21 protein-coding genes are annotated in these 19,873 nt (G+C 60.4%); 11 read left to right on the top strand and 10 right to left on the bottom strand.

Features of this window, described 5'->3' with window-relative positions:
- Positions 1-6: 6 nt before the first annotated feature.
- The 9 genes from BMY31_RS07275 (at position 7) to BMY31_RS07235 (ending at position 8,130) form a co-directional block, all read left to right on the top strand.
- Positions 7-744 (top strand): CDP-alcohol phosphatidyltransferase family protein, encoded by a 738-nt coding sequence (locus BMY31_RS07275; RefSeq protein WP_091009413.1) that lies wholly within the window; start codon positions 7-9, stop codon positions 742-744.
- Positions 744-1,973: a D-alanyl-D-alanine carboxypeptidase family protein gene (locus BMY31_RS07270; RefSeq protein ID WP_257612391.1), complete on the top strand. Its 1,230-nt coding sequence runs from the start codon at positions 744-746 to the stop codon at positions 1,971-1,973. Before BMY31_RS07275 ends, BMY31_RS07270 begins: the two co-directional genes overlap by 1 nt.
- Entirely contained in the window at positions 1,970-2,827 is an 858-nt protein-coding gene (locus BMY31_RS07265) for a hypothetical protein (RefSeq protein WP_078687656.1), read from the top strand. Before BMY31_RS07270 ends, BMY31_RS07265 begins: the two co-directional genes overlap by 4 nt.
- 140 nt (positions 2,828-2,967) lie before the next feature.
- Positions 2,968-4,200, top strand: a complete 1,233-nt coding sequence (locus BMY31_RS07260) for a MalY/PatB family protein (RefSeq protein WP_091009410.1) — start codon at positions 2,968-2,970, stop codon at positions 4,198-4,200.
- Between the two features lie 2 nt (positions 4,201-4,202).
- On the top strand, positions 4,203-4,583 hold the full coding sequence (locus BMY31_RS07255; RefSeq protein ID WP_091009407.1) for a RidA family protein: 381 nt from the start codon (positions 4,203-4,205) through the stop codon (positions 4,581-4,583).
- A 49-nt stretch (positions 4,584-4,632) separates the two neighbouring features.
- A complete protein-coding gene (locus BMY31_RS07250) occupies positions 4,633-5,067 on the top strand; it encodes an FHA domain-containing protein (protein ID WP_078687653.1) in 435 nt (144 codons plus the stop codon).
- 3 nt (positions 5,068-5,070) lie between these two features.
- Positions 5,071-5,799, top strand: coding sequence for a transcriptional regulator FtsR (gene ftsR / locus BMY31_RS07245; RefSeq protein WP_078687652.1), 729 nt, complete (start codon positions 5,071-5,073; stop codon positions 5,797-5,799).
- Positions 5,800-5,808: 9 nt separating this feature from the next.
- Positions 5,809-6,333 carry an adenine phosphoribosyltransferase gene (locus tag BMY31_RS07240; RefSeq protein ID WP_078687651.1) on the top strand — a complete coding sequence of 175 codons (525 nt, stop codon included), beginning with the start codon at positions 5,809-5,811 and terminating at the stop codon, positions 6,331-6,333.
- A 108-nt stretch (positions 6,334-6,441) separates the two neighbouring features.
- Positions 6,442-8,130 (top strand): ClC family H(+)/Cl(-) exchange transporter, encoded by a 1,689-nt coding sequence (locus tag BMY31_RS07235; RefSeq protein ID WP_091009404.1) that lies wholly within the window; start codon positions 6,442-6,444, stop codon positions 8,128-8,130.
- An 881-nt stretch (positions 8,131-9,011) separates the two neighbouring features.
- On the opposite strand, the gene trxB is transcribed toward BMY31_RS07235, so the two are convergent.
- The 6 genes from trxB to BMY31_RS07205 all read right to left on the bottom strand — a co-directional run bounded on the left by trxB (position 9,012) and on the right by BMY31_RS07205 (position 14,304).
- Complete coding sequence (trxB, locus tag BMY31_RS07230) at positions 9,012-9,959, bottom strand: thioredoxin-disulfide reductase (protein WP_091009402.1); 948 nt, start codon at positions 9,957-9,959, stop codon at positions 9,012-9,014.
- Between the two features lie 163 nt (positions 9,960-10,122).
- Positions 10,123-11,412, bottom strand: coding sequence for a uracil-xanthine permease family protein (locus BMY31_RS07225; protein WP_091009400.1), 1,290 nt, complete (start codon positions 11,410-11,412; stop codon positions 10,123-10,125).
- 68 nt (positions 11,413-11,480) lie between these two features.
- Positions 11,481-12,794, bottom strand: coding sequence for an NCS2 family permease (locus BMY31_RS07220; RefSeq protein ID WP_078687647.1), 1,314 nt, complete (start codon positions 12,792-12,794; stop codon positions 11,481-11,483).
- Positions 12,795-12,876: 82 nt separating this feature from the next.
- The gene (dut, locus tag BMY31_RS07215; protein WP_078687646.1) at positions 12,877-13,323 is read right to left on the bottom strand and encodes a dUTP diphosphatase; all 447 of its coding nucleotides are present in this window, start codon (positions 13,321-13,323) and stop codon (positions 12,877-12,879) included.
- Complete coding sequence (gene nrdR, locus BMY31_RS07210) at positions 13,316-13,768, bottom strand: transcriptional regulator NrdR (RefSeq protein ID WP_078687645.1); 453 nt, start codon at positions 13,766-13,768, stop codon at positions 13,316-13,318. The genes dut and nrdR overlap by 8 nt, the downstream gene beginning before the upstream one ends.
- Before the next feature lie 107 nt (positions 13,769-13,875).
- Positions 13,876-14,304, bottom strand: coding sequence for a LysM peptidoglycan-binding domain-containing protein (locus BMY31_RS07205; RefSeq protein ID WP_091009397.1), 429 nt, complete (start codon positions 14,302-14,304; stop codon positions 13,876-13,878).
- A gap of 183 nt (positions 14,305-14,487) precedes the next feature.
- Here BMY31_RS07205 and lexA point away from each other — a divergent pair, with 183 nt between their 5' ends.
- On the top strand, positions 14,488-15,132 hold the full coding sequence (gene lexA / locus BMY31_RS07200) for a transcriptional repressor LexA (protein WP_091009394.1): 645 nt from the start codon (positions 14,488-14,490) through the stop codon (positions 15,130-15,132).
- A 16-nt stretch (positions 15,133-15,148) separates the two neighbouring features.
- Positions 15,149-15,910, top strand: coding sequence for a DUF1624 domain-containing protein (locus BMY31_RS07195; protein WP_257612390.1), 762 nt, complete (start codon positions 15,149-15,151; stop codon positions 15,908-15,910).
- A 39-nt stretch (positions 15,911-15,949) separates the two neighbouring features.
- Here BMY31_RS07195 and hflX read toward each other — a convergent pair whose 3' ends face one another.
- The 4 genes from hflX to BMY31_RS07175 are packed head-to-tail and all read right to left on the bottom strand — an operon-like array spanning position 15,950 to position 19,863.
- The gene (gene hflX, locus BMY31_RS07190; RefSeq protein WP_091009391.1) at positions 15,950-17,251 is read right to left on the bottom strand and encodes a GTPase HflX; all 1,302 of its coding nucleotides are present in this window, start codon (positions 17,249-17,251) and stop codon (positions 15,950-15,952) included.
- Position 17,252: 1 nt separating this feature from the next.
- Positions 17,253-18,182, bottom strand: a complete 930-nt coding sequence (miaA, locus tag BMY31_RS07185; RefSeq protein WP_078687640.1) for a tRNA (adenosine(37)-N6)-dimethylallyltransferase MiaA — start codon at positions 18,180-18,182, stop codon at positions 17,253-17,255.
- Positions 18,179-19,546: a tRNA (N6-isopentenyl adenosine(37)-C2)-methylthiotransferase MiaB gene (gene miaB, locus BMY31_RS07180; protein ID WP_091009389.1), complete on the bottom strand. Its 1,368-nt coding sequence runs from the start codon at positions 19,544-19,546 to the stop codon at positions 18,179-18,181. The genes miaA and miaB overlap by 4 nt, the downstream gene beginning before the upstream one ends.
- Complete coding sequence (locus tag BMY31_RS07175; protein WP_078687638.1) at positions 19,546-19,863, bottom strand: stage V sporulation protein S; 318 nt, start codon at positions 19,861-19,863, stop codon at positions 19,546-19,548. The genes miaB and BMY31_RS07175 overlap by 1 nt, the downstream gene beginning before the upstream one ends.
- Positions 19,864-19,873 lie beyond the last annotated feature (10 nt).

Here is a 19,873-nt window from a genome sequence, read left to right as displayed (position 1 = left end):
CAATACGTGTCCCAGACAAGCACGCGAATCAAGCAAAACGTGAAGAACCAGGTCGACCCGGACGCCTTCAGGGCGCAGCAGCAGGGCACCAGCGCACCGGTGGGGTCATCCGAGAACCCGTCGCATAAGACCTTCACTCTTGCGAACCTCATCACCTTTTGCCGTCTCGTGCTTACGCTCGTCTTCTTCTTCCTCTACATCAACGGCGAGAACCGCTACCTCGCTCTCGCGTGCTATGCCGTCGCCGCGGTCACCGACTTCCTCGACGGCCAGGTGGCGCGACGCACACAGACGGTCAGCTGGCTCGGGAAGATGATGGACCCAGTGATGGACCGTCTCCTGCTGTTCCTTGGAGTCTTCGGCCTCATCATCGCACGAGACCTTCCCCTGTGGATCGCCATCTTCATCGTCTGCCGCGACAGCTACCTGTTCCTCGGCGGGATCTACCTGCAGAAGTACCGAGGCCGTCCCGTTGACGTGGTCTACGTCGGCAAGGCGGCGACCGCCTGCCTCATGACGGGCTTCACCCTCATGCTCCTGGGCATCCCGCACGTCGATGGCCTCGGGCTCGTTTCCGCCTCCTGGCTTCCGGGACTCAACGGGTCCTCCTCGTGCCTCGGCATCTTCTTCGTCTACGCCGGCGTGCTCTTTTCGGCACTTGCAGCCCTCGAGTACACGTGCAAGGGCGCCTTCTACGTTCACAAGGCGCGTTCGGTGGGCCATCGCATCGACGAGGTGTTCTAATGTCCTTCTCAACCTGTTTGGCCGTACGGGGGATCCATGGGTCCTCCGATTCTCGCGTCTGCAGACGCGTTGCGCTCCTGACGGCCTTCGTCGTGCTGGTCGCCTTTCTCTTCATCGTAGCGATGCCGGTCCGCGCGCTCGCCGCGGACGCGAACGACGGCGAGAACGGTCCGCATCCCGCCGAGGCCCAAGCCTGGGAGATCATCGACCAGGACGGCAACGTCCTGTCGAGTCACAACGCCCAGGCCCAGATGCCCATGGCATCCATCACCAAGATCATGACCGCAATGGTCGCCCTCGACTCGGGCATCTCGCTTGACACGCCCGTCACGATTCCCGACGGGCTCAGCTTCCAAGCCGACGCGCAGCTCTGCGGCTTCAAGCCGGGAGAGACCCCGACCCTGCGCGACCTGATCATGGGAATGCTCGTCTACTCGGGAAACGACGCAGCCTCCTACATCGCCATCGCGGTCGCGGGCAGCGAGGATGCCTTCGCCGAGCTCATGAATGCGAAGGCCGCGCAACTGGGCATGACGAACACACACTTCGTGAACCCGCACGGGCTGGAGGCCGACGGGCACTACTCCTGCGCCCACGACCTTGCGATAATGGGTCGCTACGCGCTCGAGAACTACCCACTCATCGCGCAGGCCGTCACCACGCACAGTGTGACGCTTACGGTCGGCGGGCAGCCCAAGACCTTCCAATCGACCGACGACCTCATGGGCAGCTATGCCGGGCTCTGCGGAATCAAGACGGGTGCCGTCGAGTCCGGCACGACGTTCCTCGGTTCGAGCAGGAGACACGGCATCCAAACCTTCTCGTGCGTGCTCGGGTGCAAGACGCACGAGGGTCGCTTCAGCGACACCGCCATCCTGATGGACTGGGTGTACGACAGCTACATGAAGGGCGTGACCTTCACGCGCAAGTCCTGGCCCATTCGCCTCTCGACCTACTCGCTGGGTTTCTGGGGCAAGGTGGTCACCACTTCCCAGTCAGACGCACAGGGTCGCTACCTTCCTGGAAGCAGGATCACCTACTCCTGCACGCTTGCAAAGTCTACCCTCGCCGACGCCAACGGACCGACGGGCTACGCAAGCTGGTACCAGAACGGGCGCCCGCTTGCCTACGCGACTTATTCCACGGGGCGAGTCATCACGAACGTCTCGTCCTTCAACGTGTTCGCACTACCACTCTTCTATGACATGACGGAGCTGACCGCAGCATGAGCGAAAACAATGACGGCATCGTAACCAGTGTCCTACTCGAGGAGCATGAGCTCCTTGGAGCTCAGATGGGGGAGTGGAGGGGAGCCCAGCGCCCGCTCTCGTACCCCACAACCGAGAGCCTGAGCGAAAGGCTTCATGACGGCTGCCTGCTGGCCGACCTCACGGGAACGACGATGCTCTTTGCAGGCGGCGAGCCCGCAGCCAGCTTCGGGAATGCCGCATTCGGCGGCAAGACGCTTTCGGTTGGCGCCGCGGCCTTCGAGGCGGTCCTCGTCGGCGACGGCAGCGTGGCGTCCATCCCGCTGACCGTAAGGACTGGAGACCACGAGTACCTGGCCATCGACGCGTCACCCAGGGCAGAGATGCTCGGTGCCTGGCTCTCGTTCCTCTCGACCGTGGAGCAAAAGGGTTACCGCCCCTACGACGGCCTCAAGACCGACGACGTCTCGCACAAGCTCGTGCCACTCCTGCTGTGGGGTCGCTCGGCCACGCCGGTGCTCGCCGACTACGTTGACGGCGTGAACGAGCTTCCGCAATCCGAAGAAGTGCGCAGCCTCCTGCTTGACAAGCGCATCGCCGCGCTCACCATCTGCGTAGAGGTGGCGCAGGAGCCCGCGTACCTCATGCTCGTCTCGCCCGCCCTTGCTCGTACGCTTTGGAGGAGCATGCTCTCCTTCGAGTCCGTGGCACCCCTGGGCGTGGGCGATTTCGGGTCCCTATGCCATGACGGGCTGCCGTGGTCGCGTCACCTTGCGACCGAGGGGCGCCTCGAGCTAGAGGGCAAGAAGCTGCTTGCGCACGACCTCCTGCGCGACGGACGCGACTACGTGGGCGCGCGTGCGCTCTTCTCGTAGGTGGAAGACGATCCGCTTCGACCGCGCGCGGAAGGAGCCCGGCACTCGTCGAGTTGGCAGGCAGTCTCTCCAAGACGTGGGATAAGCTGAGGCCAGGCGCGCCGCTAGCGCGCACGTGGCATCAGCTAAGGAGGGACCCAATGCGCTATGACTTCACCACGCGTCCCCAGAGGTCGGAGTCAGGCTCCAGCAAGTGGAACTCGATGCTCAAGATCAACCCGTCCGCCTTTCACGGCATAGTTCCCCTATCCGTCGCGGACATGGAGTTTCCGCTTGCGCCCCCCATCGCACAGGCGCTCTCGCGCTTCTCCCAGACCAGCTGCCTGGGGTACACCGATCCTACCGACGAGTACTACGAGGCCTGCGTGCTTTGGCAGCGTCGCAGGCACGGATGGCCAGCCGAGAAGGACTGGATCGCCACGACCCCGGGCGTCGTGCCCGCCCTCTTCAACGCCGTTCGCAGCTTCGCCTCCGAAGGCGACGGCGTGATCATCCAGCCACCCGTTTATCGCCCCTTCAGAGACGCCATCGAGCGCGGCGGGAGGCGTGTCGTAGAAAACCCGCTCCTGCCGCCCGACGGGAACGCGCTCGGCACCGCCGGCAGACCGCGCTACCGCATCGACTTCGAAGACCTCGCCATAAAAGCCGCGGACCCGCGAGCGCGTCTGCTTCTGCTCTGCAGCCCACACAACCCCGTCGGGCGCGTGTGGGAGCCCGCTGAGCTCCGCAGACTGCTTGACATCTGCGTCCAGAACGACGTCATCGTCGTGTCCGACGAGATCCACGGCGACATCACGATGCCGGGGCACGACTTCACCTCGATCATGGGCGTCGCCGACCCGAGCGATTACGACCACATCGTCGTGTGCACCTCTCCCAGCAAGAGCTTCAACATCGCAGGCTGCCAGTCTTCAGCCATCTTCGTGCCCGACGAACATCTTCGCGAGCGCTTCGAGGAGGGCATGGCCGACGCCGCCTTCTTCCAGCTGAACGCCTTCGCCTATCCGGCCACGATAGCGGCCTACACGCTCTGCGACGAATGGCTCGAGCAGCTGCTTGGCGTGGTAGAGAATAACTACGGCATCCTCCGCGGCGCCATCGAGGCCTACCTGCCGGGCGTCAAGGTAATGCCCCTCGAGGGCACCTACCTAGCCTGGATGGACTTCAGGGCATGGGGCCTTGCCGACGCAGAGCGCAGGCGTATCCTTGAGCAAGAGGCCATGCTCTTTCTTGACCACGGTCCCAAGTTCGGCACGCAGGGCTCGGGTTTCGAGCGGCTCAATCTCGCCTGCCCCAGCGACGTCATCGAGGGCGCGCTCGAGAGGCTCGTCTCGGTCGCTCACGAACGCAAGCTGGATACCATCGGAAGGTAGACATGAAATACTCGATCAACGCACCGTACGCCCCCGACGCGCAGGGTCCGTATTCGCAGGGCACCACCGCAGGAAGGCTCGTTTTCGCATCGGGACAGGTCGCCATCGACCCAAACGATTGCAAGAGGGTCATTCAGGCTGGGGTGGCCGAGCAGACCGAGCGCATCATCGATATCGTGGAGGCAATTCTCGCCGAATGCGACTGCACGCTCTCCGACGTCGCCCAAACAACCCTCTACCTCGTGAATCTGGACGACCTCGACAAGGTGGACGAGGTCTATTCCAAGCGCTTCGTGACGCCCGCGCCGGCACGCTCGGTCGTGGGTGTCTCGCGCCTTCCCATGGGGGCACTCATCGAGATGGACTGCGTTGCCTGCAGATAAGGGTGTATGATAGTGAGCGTTACGCAGATATAGATGGGAGATACGACACATGCAGCCCACACACAACAACGAGCCCGATTCCGGCGCAACCCGCATCTTCAGGATGCCGTCGTCGGATGCCACGTCTCCTGACCTCATGGGCGACGCGACGCCCGCCAACCCCTCGCTCGTAATCGTCAAGGGTCCCCAGATGGGGTCCAACTTCGAGCTGACCGATTCCATCGTTACCATCGGCCGTGACCCGAGCAACTCCGTGTTCCTGAACGACATGACCGTCTCGCGCCACCACGCGCGCGTTGACCTTTCCGGCATCTCGTCGGGCTTCGCTACGGTTGAGGACCTCGGCTCGCTCAACGGCACCTGGGTTGACGGTGCCATCGTCAACAAGGCAATGCTCAAGGACGGCTCCACCATCCAGATCGGCACGTTTCGCATGGTGTTCCATACCAACCAGAGGCCCACGCGAATCGAGACCGGTAACTAAGCCATGCCTGAAGCCGGATATCTCACAATTGGCAAGGTGGTCAAGCGACTCCAGTCGCAGTACCCAGGCCTCTCCATCAGCAAGGTCCGCTACCTTGAGGACGAGGGGCTGCTCAACCCCTCGCGCACGCCGGCAGGCTACCGCCTGTACTCCCAGAAGGACCTCCACAGGCTCGAGACCATCCTTTACCTGCAGAAGAACCGCTTCCTCCCGCTTTCGGTCATCAAGAAGCAGCTCGATGGGGGAGAAGGGCTTTCCCCCGAGCTCGAGTCGTCGCCCGCCATCGGGTACCGTTCGGTCGAGTCCGAGGACGAGGATGCCGACAAGCTGCATCCCATCGACCGCATGCCCGAGGTCGCGAACTGCTCGGTCAGCTTCGTCCGCCAGCTCGCGGAGGTCGGGCTGATCTCGCTAAAGAGGTCGCCGCACGGTCGCGACCTCGTCGACGGCCGCGACCTCAGCCTCATTCGCATCTGCGACCAGCTGCAGCACTTCGGTATCGGACCGAAGAACCTGCGCCAATACGTTACCTCCGTGAACCGCGAGAGTCTGATGTTCGAGCAGGCTCTCATGGTGTATGCTCGCAAGGCCGGCGGCGTCGAGGTGGATCCCACCGAGGAGGACCGCCAGCAGTTCGAGCACGCCTTCAGTCAGATGCTTCTCCTCACCGGCCAGGTAAGGGAAGGCCTTATCAGGCGTCAGATCGGCAGCACCTTTAGCCAGATGAAGTAGAGGAGAACAATGGACTACGACAAGTTCATCGTCGACATTCCCGACTACCCAGAGCCCGGCGTCATCTTCAAGGACGTCACGCCCCTGATTGCAGACGCAGAGGGCTTCTGCGGCATGGTCGACGAGATTGCCGAGCACTTCAAGGATGCCGGCGTTACCAAGATCGTCGGCGCCGAGGCGCGCGGCTTCCTCATCGGAGCTCCCGTCGCATACCGCATGGGCGTCGGCTTCGTTCCCGCCCGCAAACCCGGCAAGCTTCCCCGCGAGGTCTACAGTCAGGAGTACGACCTGGAGTACGGCACCGACCAGCTCCAGATTCACAAGGACGCCATCAGGTCCGGCGACAAGTGCCTCATCGTCGATGATCTCATCGCCACGGGCGGCACCGCGGTCGCATGCGCCAAGCTCATTGAGCAGGCCGGCGGAGAGGTCGAGGGCTTCGCGTTCGGCCTCGAGCTGTGCTACCTCAACCCGCGCGATGTCGTGAAGAAGGACTTCCAGCAGGAGATCTTCACCATCATCCAGGTGCACTAGCGCCCGCACCACGGCGCGACATAGCGTGTCACGTCTGCAGCGAGGCTTGTCCTCGCTGCTTTTTTAGGTTAGCAGCTATGGTGGCCGTCCCACCAGAGAGGTCTTTGCATGAGAGGTTCGGACTCGGGTGGCACCCTGCTGGAGCGCCGCATGTCAAGGTGGTTCCAGGTCTACATGATTGGCGAGGGCGTGCTTGTCGGCATCGTAGGAGGGGCAATCGTCACCCTCTATCGCTACGTGCTCAGCGGCTCGGAGTCGCTCCTGAGGGTCTTCGTCGGCGTCGCGCGCGAACAGCCTGTGCTCATCGCGGCCTGGGTCGTCTGTGCACTTCTCCTCTGCGTCCTTACCTGCAAGCTGCTCGTATGGGAGCCATACACGCAAGGATCGGGCATTCCGCAGGTCGATGCTGAGGTCATGGGCCAGCTCGACATGCCGTGGTGGCGCGTCACGCTCGCAAAGTTCATCGAGGGAACGCTCTGCTGCCTCGGCGGCCTCTCGCTCGGCCGAGAGGGACCGAGCGTTCAGCTGGGCGCCATGGGCGGCAAGGCAGTCTCGAAGATCATCGGAAGGGGCAGGGGAGAAGAGCGCCTGCTTGTCACCTGCGGAGCGGCCGCGGGCATGTCAGCCGCTTTCAGCGCGCCCTTGACCGGAGTCCTCTTTGCGATCGAGGAGATCCACAAGGAGTTCACCGCGCCGTTGATCATCTCGGTGATGGCCTCGGCGGTCTCGTCCGACTTCATCGCGTCGCAGGTGCTCGGTCTGCAGCCCGTGCTCAAGTTCCCCCTCGCGCAGAGCCTCCCGCACGCGTGCTACCTCTACGTCATCGCGCTCGGCGTGCTCTGCGGCCTGCTTGGTGCCGCGCACAACAGGGGGATGTTCCTCGCAAGCGAGCGCCTGTACGCGCGCGTCGACCGCTTCCTGCCCTACGCGCGCCTGGTGGTACCCTTTGCGGCATCCGCCGTCCTGGTCTTCTTCGCACCCCAGTTTACCTGTGGTGGAGAGGAGATTCTGAAGCTCCTTGAGTCTCCGCAGGCACTGGCGGTCGCAGCTGTGGCGTTCCTCCTTATTGGAAAGTACCTTGCGACGACGCTTGCCTTTGCGTCTGGGGCGCCCGGCGGTACGCTCTTTCCGCTCTGCGTCATGGGTGCGCTCTGCGGATACCTCTTCGCAACCGTGTCTTCTCGCGTAATCGGCTTGCCGCAGGAGTTTCTGCCCAACTTCGTAGTACTGGGCATCGCGGGGCTGTTCGCATCAGTCGTGCGTGCGCCGGTTACTGCGGTCGTTCTGGCGTTCGAGCTCACCGGCTCGCTCGAGGCCCTGCTCTCGGTTTCGGTCGTGTCTGTTCTCTCGTACGTCACGGCGAACCTCACGGGCGTCGACCCGTTCTACGAGCACCTGCTCGGCAATCTCCTGGGTGCCACGCAAAACCGCAAGGAACCGGGGTCCAATGGCTCTGGCGCCACCCCGGCGGGGGAGAAGGTCCTGCACACCATAACCGTGGGAGCAGGATCCAAGGTCGAGGGCAAGCGGCTCCGCGACATCGAGTGGCCAAGCAACACGAGAATCGTCTTGATCAGCAGGGCCAACCGCGACATCACGCCAACGGGCGACACCGTACTCGAGTCGCTGGACGAGTGCCTGGTTCTAATGGATGGGTCAAGCGAGGACGAATCGTACGACAAAGTGTGGAAGATGCTCTCGAGTTCGCTCACGAGCAATTGGACTCCCAAGTCCTCCAGACTTCGAGTGCGCGTTCGAGACATCTTCGCAAACAGAAATGTCTCAGCCAACGAGTAAGGCCCTTCAAGCACGCAAAACACCGCAAAGGGAATGAGAGCCGCCCGGCCTGAAACAGATATTCGTTTCAGGCCGGGCTTTCTCCTTGGTTGAGGAAGGAATATCTTGACCTCGACGACAATTAAAGGCAAGTATCATTTATACTTTACATAAGATATATTATCACGGTTTCGTAAATACTTGAGGATGATCAGTACCCAAACGACATAGAGCCTCTGAAGGCCGCTACCTTACAGACAACAACCCGAGCTTGCAACCGTGCCAAAACGACAAGGCACGTTAACATGAAATAGTTCTGACAAAATGGTCGCCGAACACGGAGCCTGACAATGCGCAAGTTGGAATCAGCCACGACAACATCTCGACCGGCATTGCCGCACAACGACATCAAACGGCTCCAGACGCAACGATTCTTGAGCAAGTCACACACAGCACCTAACAACTATGAGAGACAATCTTAGGCAGCAGCGAACTTGTAGACGAGCATTCGCATCAACCGTTTCAGGCGATTCTGCGATGATCTCGAATATGAAACGCATCTCAAAGCCGGTATTGCCATCGGAACGCAATGGCTATCAACAAGTTAGACTTGTTACCAATAATTGTCTTTCTACCTGCACAAATACAAACGAGCCATTCTAAGGCGCTTTGAGGCCCTAGATATTTCTAATCGACTAGTTATGCCTCATGAATCAACGGGCCCAGCGGCGTCAACTGCTCCAGACTAAGAACAGGTTAGAGCAAACTGCTTCTCCCCGATTGGTGGCGTTCGGAAACTACTACTTTACATAATACGATAACTATCATCCAAAGCGGGAGAACTCCGTCGAGCGTCTCCCCGGCCGTTTATTAAGAAAGTTAGATTTACGAGCGACGCGAGCCTAACCTTCGATGGGCTGCCCCAAATATGCCGCCACGCTGGTCGCGGCAATCGCTCCATCAGACGCTGCGGTCACAATCTGACGTAGAGGCTTTTGTCGAATGTCTCCTGCCGCGAACAGTCCAGTCGTCGAGGTTGCCATGCGCTCGTCCGTAACGATGTAGCCCGCTTCGTCTACTTGTACGAGACCTCGAAGCAGCTCGGAAGCCGGCACGCGGCCGACGAACACGAAGACGCCGAACGAGCCTTCACCGTAGCTCTCAGTAACGACCTCGTCGGTGACGTTGTCCCTGAATGAGATAGACTTCGGCAGGTTGTCGCCGTCGACCGCAACCACGCTAGTGTTGAAGCGGATCTCGATCTTTTCATTCTGCTCAACCTGCATTGCGACCGCAGCCTGCGCACGCAGGTGATCCTTGCGAACGACCATCGTCACCTTGTCGGCAAACTTGGTGAGGAATAACGCCTCCTCAGCAGCGGAGTTGCCGCCGCCGATGACAAAGACATGCTTGCCGCGATAGAACATGCCGTCGCAGGTTGCGCAGTACGAGACCCCGTGCCCCTTAAACTTAGCCTCGCCCTCGAAGCCGGCCGCACGCGGCGAGGCGCCACCGGCGACGATGACAGCCTTGGAATGATAGGTGTCCTGAGGCGTCACAACCTCAAAGATGCCGTCATCAAGCCGAGAGACACTCTCGACGTTCTCCAGGCGAATCGTGGATCCAAGGTCAATTGCCTGCTTTTGCATGGCTTCCACCAGCGAATACCCATCGGCGTTCGGGACCCCGGGATAATTGTCAACCTCGCTCGTAAGCACGACCTGACCGCCAACCGATTCCTGTTCGAGCACCACACCGGACAGCATGGCCCTTTGCGCGTAGATGGCCGCAGAAAGGCCGGCAGGACCGGCGCCTATGACGACAAGGTCCAGCAACTCAGTAGAGCTCATAGTGACCTCCATTCGATCTAATTCTCATCCTAAAATCACTCTACCCTCTCGCAATTTTAAATCGCGTACAAACAAATCGGCCCCACGCAAAATGCATGAGACCGATAATGCAAACTAAAGTCTTTGCCCTGAAAATAGAGGCTCGACGCGCGACACGTTGATGCTACTCAATCTCCGCAACGGAAGACTCAGGTTCGACTGCATCGTCCTTCGCCTTGGGAAGGATGAGGTTCATGATGATGCCGACGAGAGCGGAGGTCGCCATACCAGGAAGGGTGTAGTCCCCCACCGGAATCGCGATACTCGACGTCTCCATGCCGACACCCAAAATGATGACGACGGATGCGATCATCAGGTTGCGGTTCTGGTCGAAGTCGACGTTGTTGGTGACCAGCATGCGAAGGCCATTGGATGCGATGAGGCCGAACAGCAGGAGACTAACGCCGCCCATGACGGGAACAGGAATCGAGTTGATAAAGGCCGCGAGCTTCGGACAGAAGCCACCGACGAGCAGCGCGAAGCCAGCCGCATACCAGAACACCTGCGTGGAGTAAACGCGCGTGACGCTCATGACGCCAATGTTCTCGGCATACGTCGTGGTAGGCGTGCCACCAAGAAGGCCGGAGATGACGGTGGAGATGCCGTCGCCAGCAAGAGAGCGAGGAAGCATGTCGCGGTAGTCCCTGCCGACGATCTCGCCCACCGCAAGGAGATGGCCGATGTGTTCGATAACGACCACAAGGGCAACGGGCGCGATCAGAGCAATCGCACCCGGGTCAAAGTGCGGTGTCTGGATGGGCGGAAGACCAATCCAAGGAGCGTCGATGACGCCCTGGAAGTCGACGAGCCCAAGCGGCATCGAGATGAGGTAGCCGACGATGATTGCCAGAAGAATGGGCAGCGTGCCGACAAGTCCCCCCATGCCCGAGAAGATGACGGCCGCGCAAAGTGTGATTGCCGCAACGATAGCACCCTCGGCGACGAAAGAGTCAGTCGAGGAGTAGAGCGCCATCTTGGCAGCGGTCGCCGAGAGTCCGACGCCGATGACGATCATTACGGCAGCGACGAGAACGGGCGGAAGCAGGCGGTCAAGCCAGCCGGTGCCGACGAGCTTGATAATGCCTGCGACCGCAAGGAAGACGAGACCCGCGACGACGACGCCGGACAGGGCGGTGTGCAGGCTGCCCGTAGCGGCAACTGCGGCGAGGATGGGGCTGATGAAGGCAAAGGAGCTCCCCAGGTAGCTAGGAATCTTGTTCCTGGTCACGAGGAGGTAGCAGATGGTGCCGATGCCGGAGCACATGATGGCGACGTTGGGATTTAGTCCGACGAGGACGGGAACGAGAACCGTCGAGCCAAACATACTCATCATGTGCTGGATGCCAAGGGGAATGGCCCTTCCAACAGAGACGCGGTCACTGACGCCAATGACCTCGCGTTCTTTTTCAGCCATTAAGAATCCTTTCGAATCAGGGACGGACAGGACAGTCGTTGTGACATGTCCAATGGGATAACTGACCGCTAGGCAACCAGGAAGTAGACCGCGAACGCAATCGCAGCGACCCACATGAGAGGCTTGATCTGCCTGACCTTTCCGGTGGCAATGGCAACGACTATATAGGCGATGAAGCCGAGACCGATACCGGAGGACATGGAGTACGTGAGGGGGATGCCAGCGATAGAAAGGAATGCGGGGATGCCCTCAAGCAAGTCACTCCAGTCAATAGCAGTGACCTCAGACATCATCAGATAGCCGACATAAACGAGGGCACCGCAAGTGGCCGCACCGGGGACAACAGCAATGACCGGCGCAAAGAACGCGCAGACAATGAAGAAGAGGCCACAGAAGATCGAGGAGAGGCCAGTGCGGCCGCCATCGGCGGCGCCGGAGGCGGACTCGACGAACGTGGTGACAGAAGAGGCGCCAAGGAGGCCACCGACCCAAGCCGCACACGAGTCGACGATGAGGATGGAGCGGATGTCCTCGACGTTGCCGTTCTCATCGAGGAACTCGCCGTCCTTGGCGACTGCCATGGCAGTACCCATCGTGTCGAAGAAGTCGGACATCATGAGCGAGAATGCAGTCACAAGAAGGGCTGGGGTGGCAATGACCTTGGCGATACCCATGACACCCTCGGAGTCAGCCTGAAATGGAGCACCAAAGGCCGTGAAGTCGGGAAGCGAGAAGACACCTTGCGGCGTGCCGGTAATGCCCAGGGGAATGCCGCTCACGACGGCGACGATGATGCCGAGGAGCAGAGCACCCTTGACGTCAAACGCGACGAAGATGATGGTCGCGACGATGGAAATGACACCGACGATAAAGGACGGCTGGGTAACCTGGCCCAACGCAAGGAGCGTGTCGCCATTGCCCGTGATGATACCGGCATTCGAAAGGCCGATCATAGCGACGAAAATGCCGATGCCGACCGAAATTGCATGACGAAGCGAGACGGGAATCGCGTCCATGATCGCCTGGCGAAGGCCGCAGAGGACGAGTAAGAGAATGACGATGCCCTCAACGAGGACGATGCCCATGCCCGCGTGCCAATCGCCACCGCAGAGCGTCGTGGTGGCGACCGCCACCATGGAGTTGAGCCCGAGGCCCGAGGCGAGGGCAATGGGACGGTTTGAGAACAGGCCCATGATAATCGTCATGATGCCGGCGCCGAAGCAGGTGCTGGTAATGGTGGCGGAGATGGGGACCCCAGCGCCAGAAAGGATGAGGGGGTTCAGCGCAATGATATAGGACATCGCGAGGAACGTGGTCAGACCCGCACGCAGCTCCTGGGTCGCAGACGACCCACGCTCGGCCGCCTTAAAGAACTTCTCCATCGAATGCTTTTCCTTCCTTGTAGCTCGAAACACAGAAATAATCGCCCGATCGGATAATCCGAACGAGCGACTTATTCAACGGCTAGACACCGCTTGAACCAAATCCCCCGGTCCCCCTGTCAGTCGAATCAAGCTCTTCGACCTCGACGAGATTAACGACCGGAACCTTTTGAATAACAAGTTGGGCGATTCGTTCGCCCCTAGAGATGCTAATGGGATTCTCCCCATCAAGGTTAACGGCACAAAGCTTGAGCTCACCACGATAGTGCGCATCGATGAGGCCCGGCGCATTGGCCATCGAAAGGCCCTCTCGATAGGCAAGCCCGCTTCGGGGCAGGACAAAACCGGCATATCCCTCGGGAATCGCGATTGCGAGACCAGTGGAGATGAGGCGACGCTCAAGGGGCTGGAGGACGACATCCTCGTTGGAGCGAAGGTCGAGCCCAGCATCGCCCTCGTAGGCGTACGTGGGAAGCTCAACCTCGTGGTCGAGTCTCATAATGGGAAGATTGATGCGCTCGCTACTCATTAGCCAGGCTCCTCAGCTCCTCGTTGAACTCATCCACGTCCTTGAAGTCGCGATAGACAGACGCAAAGCGAACGTAAGCGACCTTATCCACATCGATAAGACGTTGAAGCACGAGTTTGCCGATCTCCTGGGAGGGCACCTCGGTAATACCGTTGTCCCTGAGGTAGGACTCGATGTCGTCAATGAGATTGTTCAGGTCCTCGAGCGCCACGTTGCGCTTGACAGTAGCAGTAACGAGACCGCGCATAAGCTTCTGGCGCTCGAAGGTCTCCTTGGAACCATCCTTCTTGACCACGAGGATGGGCATTTCCTCGCGACGCTCATATGTCGTAAAACGGGTGCCGCACTTGATGCACTCACGACGACGACGAATCGCATCGTTGCTCTCGGAAGGGCGAGAGTCAACGACCTTCGACTCATCGCATCCGCATTTGGGACAGCGCATATTCCTCCTCATACATTAAACAGTACGAAAGGTATCACACTATCCAGCACGTGAAGCATCAATGCAGAAAACTGACCAGATAACCCACTAAAAAGAGCACGCGAAAGCTAAGCAGGCACGACGAGCGCCTGACCGACGGAAAGGTTAGACTGCTCGAGGCCGTTGGCCTCGATGATCCAGTCAGCAACGGAACGGGTCGAAGCACCCTCGACCGGATGTTGCTCGGCAATCGTCCACACACTGTCGCCAGAGGAAACCTCCACGGTCTGACGGGAGACGTTGGAGAAGGGGGCAGAAAGACGCTGGGCCCTGAGAGTCGAGCCCAGAGCCATGGCCCCCAGGAGCATAAGAGACGCGGTAACGAACACGAGAAGCGACCCCACGCACTTCGGCGAAGCGGCAGCGGGAGCCTCAGGCACGAAGTCGGCACGACGACCGCCGCAAGACGAACCCTCAACAAGAATGAGGCGCCGGCGTTCCACGGGCTTGAGGGCAAGGTTACCGTCGACCGCATATGCGCAGGATGCGTTGTTCATTTCTATCCCCTTTCGAATTTGTTGACCTCATTGTGACGAGAGGATCGGACAACAATTCGAACGCACGAATTGGAACACATGTACTACTATATATAGAACAAGCGTACGGTCAAGCAATAATCGAACATTTGTTTGTCTAATTCCATCCGTTCGCGTAAAATAGGGGAAACGAAGGAGGGAATCATGTCCAGAGACAAACTGAGCAAGCGTCAGCAGGCAATCTACGACTTCATCTGCGACTACACGACTGAACACGGCTATCCGCCATCGGTGCGCGAGATTGGCGTTGCCGTCGGCCTGGCTTCGCCGTCAACCGTCCACATGCACCTCAAGGTTCTGCAGGAGCGCGGCCTCATCAAGCGTGACTCCAAGAAGCCGCGCACCATCGAGGTCGTTGAGGAAGACACCGAGTCGACAGACAAGGTCGCCAGGGTCACGCAGGATCTCGAGGACGGCTCGGTCTCTCTCCCCCTCGTCGGCCGCGTGGCCGCGGGAACGCCCATCCTCGCCGAGCAAAACGTGGAGGACAGCTTCAGACTTCCGACCAGCATCGTCGGCGACGCGAGTTCCTTCGTGCTTCGCGTCCGTGGGCAGTCTATGATTAACGCCGGCATTCTCGACGGTGACTACATTGTCGTGAAGCAGCAGGACGACGCCCGTGACGGCGAAATCGTCGTTGCGCTCATCGACGACTCTTCGACCGTGAAGACCTTCTATCGCGAGAAGGACAGGATCAGGCTCCAGCCCGAGAACGACACCATGGACCCGATCTACGTCGACAACCCGAAGATCCTGGGGCGTGTAACCGGACTCTTCAGGTCAATCTAGTCGAGCCGAGGTCAAGTTGGTCGATATCAAGGATGCGAACCGAATCGAACGAGCGAGGCTCTACGACACTATCAGAGGGCTGTCGGTCATATCGATGGTCCTTTTTCACTTCTGCTACGACCTCAAGTACATCATGGGAATCGACCTTCCGTTCTTCCGGCCGCCGACGCAGGACGTCTGGCGATGCACCATATCGTGGACGTTTATCCTGCTAGCCGGAATGATGTGCAACTACTCGCGCAACAACCTCAAGAGGTCAGCAAAGTACCTCGCCGTCGCCCTGCTGATATTCGTCGTGACGAGCGTGGCTGCCGTCGACACACCAATCAGCTTTGGAATCATCTACTGCATGGGCGCCTGCACCTTGACAACCGCCGTACTGGAGCGCACTGGCGTAAGGCCTCCGGGGTGGATGGGCGTCGTGCTTCTTGCCGCGGCGTTTATCGTCTGCCTGAACCTGCAGGAGGGAATCATAGGCCTGGGCGCAAATGCCCTCCGCCTGCCTAGGGCGCCATACGAAGCGGGCTGGCTGTCGTGGCTGGGATTTCCTGGCCCCCGCTTCGCGTCGGGGGACTACTACCCCCTTCTCCCCTACCTCTTCCTCTATCTTTCCGGCTGGGGAGCCGGCGCGAAGGTGAAGGAGAGCAAGACGACTTCAGCCGTGCTCTCATGCGGCATCGGACCGCTCGAGGTTGTGGGCAGGCGACCGCTGCCCATCTACGTGGCGCACCAGCCAATCTTGCTCATCTTGGCGGATGCAATAGCACGCTTCGCATAACGCATGCGGCGACCCCGGCGCCAAGGCGCGGGCGAAAGCCTACAAGGCGTCGCCTTCGATCTCGTAGGGCCTGAGCGTTTCTCGCATGCGCTTCGAGGCCTTGGCCGTAACCAGAAGGCCACCCTGCTCGTATGACTCGCGAAGGACTTGGCAGCGCTCGTGGACAAGCTTCATGAGCAGTCCCTTCTCGTAGGGGATCAGCGCGGTCACGGTCTCGTCTCCGGCAGATGCCTCCTGCACGATCCTGTAAGTGAGGGAGCGGATCCCCTCCCCCGTCATCGCCGATATGAAGACGGCGTCATGATTGCTAAGTGCCAGAGCCTCGCGTTCGGAGACGGACAGTAGGTCGCACTTGTTGTAGACCAGCACCGACGGAACGCTCGCGGAGTCGATCTCCTCCAGGATGGCGCGAACGGCGGCTATTTCCTTCGAGGCGTTGGGGTCGCTCGCGTCAACAATCAGCAGGATGAGGTCCGCGGCAGAGACCTCGGCCAGGGTGGACTTGAACGAACGGACGAGCATCGTCGGGAGCTTCTGGATGAATCCGACGGTGTCGGTAATAGTGATCTTTCGTCCCTCTTCGAGCTCGAGCGAGCGTGTGGTCGGGTCGAGCGTCGCGAAGAGCTCGTCCTTAACGTAGACGCCAGCCCCTGTCAGGTGGTTGAGGAGCGTGGATTTTCCTGCGTTCGTATATCCGACCAGTGAGACGCGATACACGCCAGAGTCCCAACGCGCCTTGCCCTGGGTACGGCGTCTGACGTCGACTTGCTCGAGCTCCTTGCGAAGCCACGAAATGCGCTTCCTGACGAGTCGGCGGTCGACCTCGAGCTGGCTTTCGCCCTGCCCAAACCTGCTGCCGATGCCACCTCGGGTCTGCTCGCCCACAAGGTGGCTCCACATGCCACGGAGACGAGGGAGCACATACTGAAGCTGGGCAAGCTGAACCTGAAGGCGTCCCTCGCGCGTGCGGGCATGCTCTCCGAAGATGTCGAGGATGAGGGCGGTCCTGTCGATCACCTTCACGGGCTCTCCGACAAGTCTCTCAAGGTTCGACTGCTGAGAAGGACTCAGTTCGTCGTCGAATATGACGACGTCGATGTCAAGCGCCCTCACGAGCCGGGCGAGCTCATCCGCCTTACCACTGCCAATGAACGTCCTGGGAACCGGCGCGTCAAGACGCTGCACGATAGTCCTGACCACAACGGCGCCGTCAGTCTGCGCAAGGCGCTCGAGCTCAGCGAGCGACTCCTCGATGCTCCATTCGCCCTTGCCGAAGTCGACGCCGACGAGGATGGCACGCTCGGGACGAAAAGCAGTCTCGTAATGCTTGAACCTTCCCATGCTAGTCGCGCTCCCCCAAGCTCTCCAGAACGGCGTCTGCCGCCGCAAACGTGTCCATCGCATCCATGTCTAGCCAGCTGACGCGCCCGTCTCGCCTGAACCAGGAAAGCTGTCTCTTGGCATACCTGCGCGAGCGAGTCTTGATTGTTTCGACGGCCTCGTCCAGGGAGCAAACCCCGTCCAAGTAGTCAAGAATCTCCTTGTAGCCGATTGCCTGGCGGGCAGTTGCGGATGAGCCGAGCCCGCGGTCGAGAAGCGCCTCAACCTCAGCGAGCAGTCCCTGCTCCATCATGAGGTCGACGCGCTCGTTGATGCGCCTGTAGAGTCTCTCGCGGGACATCGCGAGTCCGAAAATGCGGGCGTCGTAGAAGGGTTTGCACTCGTGAAGGCCCTTGTGATGCTCGGCATACGAGACCCCGCCCTCGAGCATCTCGAGGGCGCGAACGACGCGACGCGTGTTGTTGGGGTGAATCAGCGCGGCGCTTGCCGGGTCGCGCGCGCTCAGGAGCGCGTACAGTGCCTCAGAGCCCTCCTGCTCCAGATAACGCTCATAGCGCTCGCGGGCGGGACTCTCGGTCGCGCCGGCGGGAAACTCCATGCGATCGACGACAGCATTGAGGTACAGGCCCGTACCGCCGCATAAGATGGGCAGCCTGTGCGCGCAAAGGAGATCGTCAATGCAGACGCGCGCGCCGCGCTGGAAGAGACGGACCGAATAGTCGTCGCCGACGTCGGCGACGTCAATCATCAGGAGCGGCGCACGTCTCTCCTCCACGGGAGTCTTGGCCGTACCGACGTCCATCCCGCGATATACCTGCATGGCGTCGACCGATATGACGCTGGTCGCCAGCCTGACGGCAAGCTCGTCCGCGAGGGCGCTCTTGCCGGAGGCGGTCGGCCCCACAATGGCAACGACCAGAGGGCGGCTCATCGAGGATCGCCGACGAGCGCGCCGCGCAGGTACCAGGTTCTGGCCTCGGAAACGTGGACGTCGCACATCTTGCCGACATACTCGCCGGCGGTGTGACCCTCGGGAAGCGAAAAGAGCACGGTCTGGTTCTTCTCGCTGTGTCCCACCAAGACGGAGTCATCCTTCTTGGATGTGCCCTCCACGAGGGAGGTAACGACCTTGTCATAGTCGACCTGGTTCGCCTCGTGGGCCAGCTCGTCAACGAGCGACGCAAGGCGATCGAAGCGATTCTGAATGACGGAGCGAGGGGTGTCATCTTCGATTTTGGCGGCCGGGGTGCCAGGCCGCCTGGAGTAGATGAAGGTGTACGCAGACGAGAAGCCAACCTCGCGAACGAGGCTCATCGTGTCGAGGAAGTCCTCCTCCGTCTCGCCAGGGAAGCCGACGATGATGTCGGTAGAGAGGAAGAGGCCCGGGATGGCCGCCTTGAGGTCCTTCGCAAGGCGCAGGTACTCGTCGCGGTCATAACTACGGTTCATGGCCTTAAGGATGCGCGAAGAGCCGGACTGGACCGCTAGGTGGAGGTGAGGCATCACGTTGGGCGTCTCAGCCATGGCTGCGATGGTCTCGGCCGAAAGGTCCTTGGGGTTCGACGAGGTAAAGCGGATTCGCTCGACGCCCGTGGCACCGACAGCCCTTAGGAGCTCCGCGAAGCGAGGCTCGCCATAGAGGTCACGGCCATAGGAGTTTACGTTCTGGCCCAAGAGCGTGATCTCGCGCACGCCGTCCGCGACAAGGCTCTCGCACTCGGCGACGATCCGCTCGAACACTCGGCTCTTCTCGCGCCCTCGAACGTACGGGACGATGCAGTAAGAGCAGAAGTTGTTGCAGCCGGTCATGATGGGCACCCAGGCGTGAAAGCGCTGCGCCCTGTGGCTGGGGAGGTCGGCGGAGAAGCCGCGGCCCTCCTCGACGACGTCGACGAAAACGCCATCGCCCTTCTCCTCGAAGGCACTGACAAGAAGTGCCGGAAGTTCTGCCAGGGCGCTCGTACCGAACACGACATCGACATTGGGCACGTGCTCCTTGAGCGCCTCGCCGTCGCGCTGAGCAATGCATCCGCCGATGGCGACCACGCGACGTCCAGAGGGGGCGGCAGGCAGACGGACCAGATTCGAAGCCTCGCCATACAGGTGGGTGTCAGCCTTCTCCCTGACCGAGCACGTCATGAAAACGACGACGTCAGCCTCGGCGGGACCCTCCACCTGGACGCAGCCGCAGTCATCAAGGAGACCTGCGACCCTCTCGGAATCATGGAGGTTCATCTGACATCCGAAAGTGCGGACGAAGTAGGTCTTCCCTACAAGCTGCTTGACTCTAGACACTAAGAAACCAACTCCGAGCTGCTGCTGTCGTCCGCAGAGCCGGTCTGCGGAACAATGCGATGTACGTACACGGCAATCCTGATGGCCGTACGGCTGTCGCCGTTAATGATTATGTCTGCAAACGTGGGAGCACAAGAGATGTCGACTCCCGTGGGAATCAGGAAGCCCCTGGCGATGGCAACAGCCTTTATCGCCTGATTGACGGCCCCAGCGCCAATTGCCTGAAGATTGACGGGGACCCCGTCCTTTACCATGCCAGCGATAGCGCCTGCCACAGAAGCGGGCGACGACTTGCTGGAGACCTTAAGGAACTCCATGTGATACTCC

Source organism: Parafannyhessea umbonata, from assembly GCF_900111255.1.
GTDB classification, from domain to species: Bacteria; Actinomycetota; Coriobacteriia; order Coriobacteriales; family Atopobiaceae; genus Olsenella_J; species Olsenella_J umbonata_A.
The sequence above is the reverse complement of the archived record's forward strand: the minus strand, read 5'-3'. Positions and strand labels throughout refer to the sequence as shown.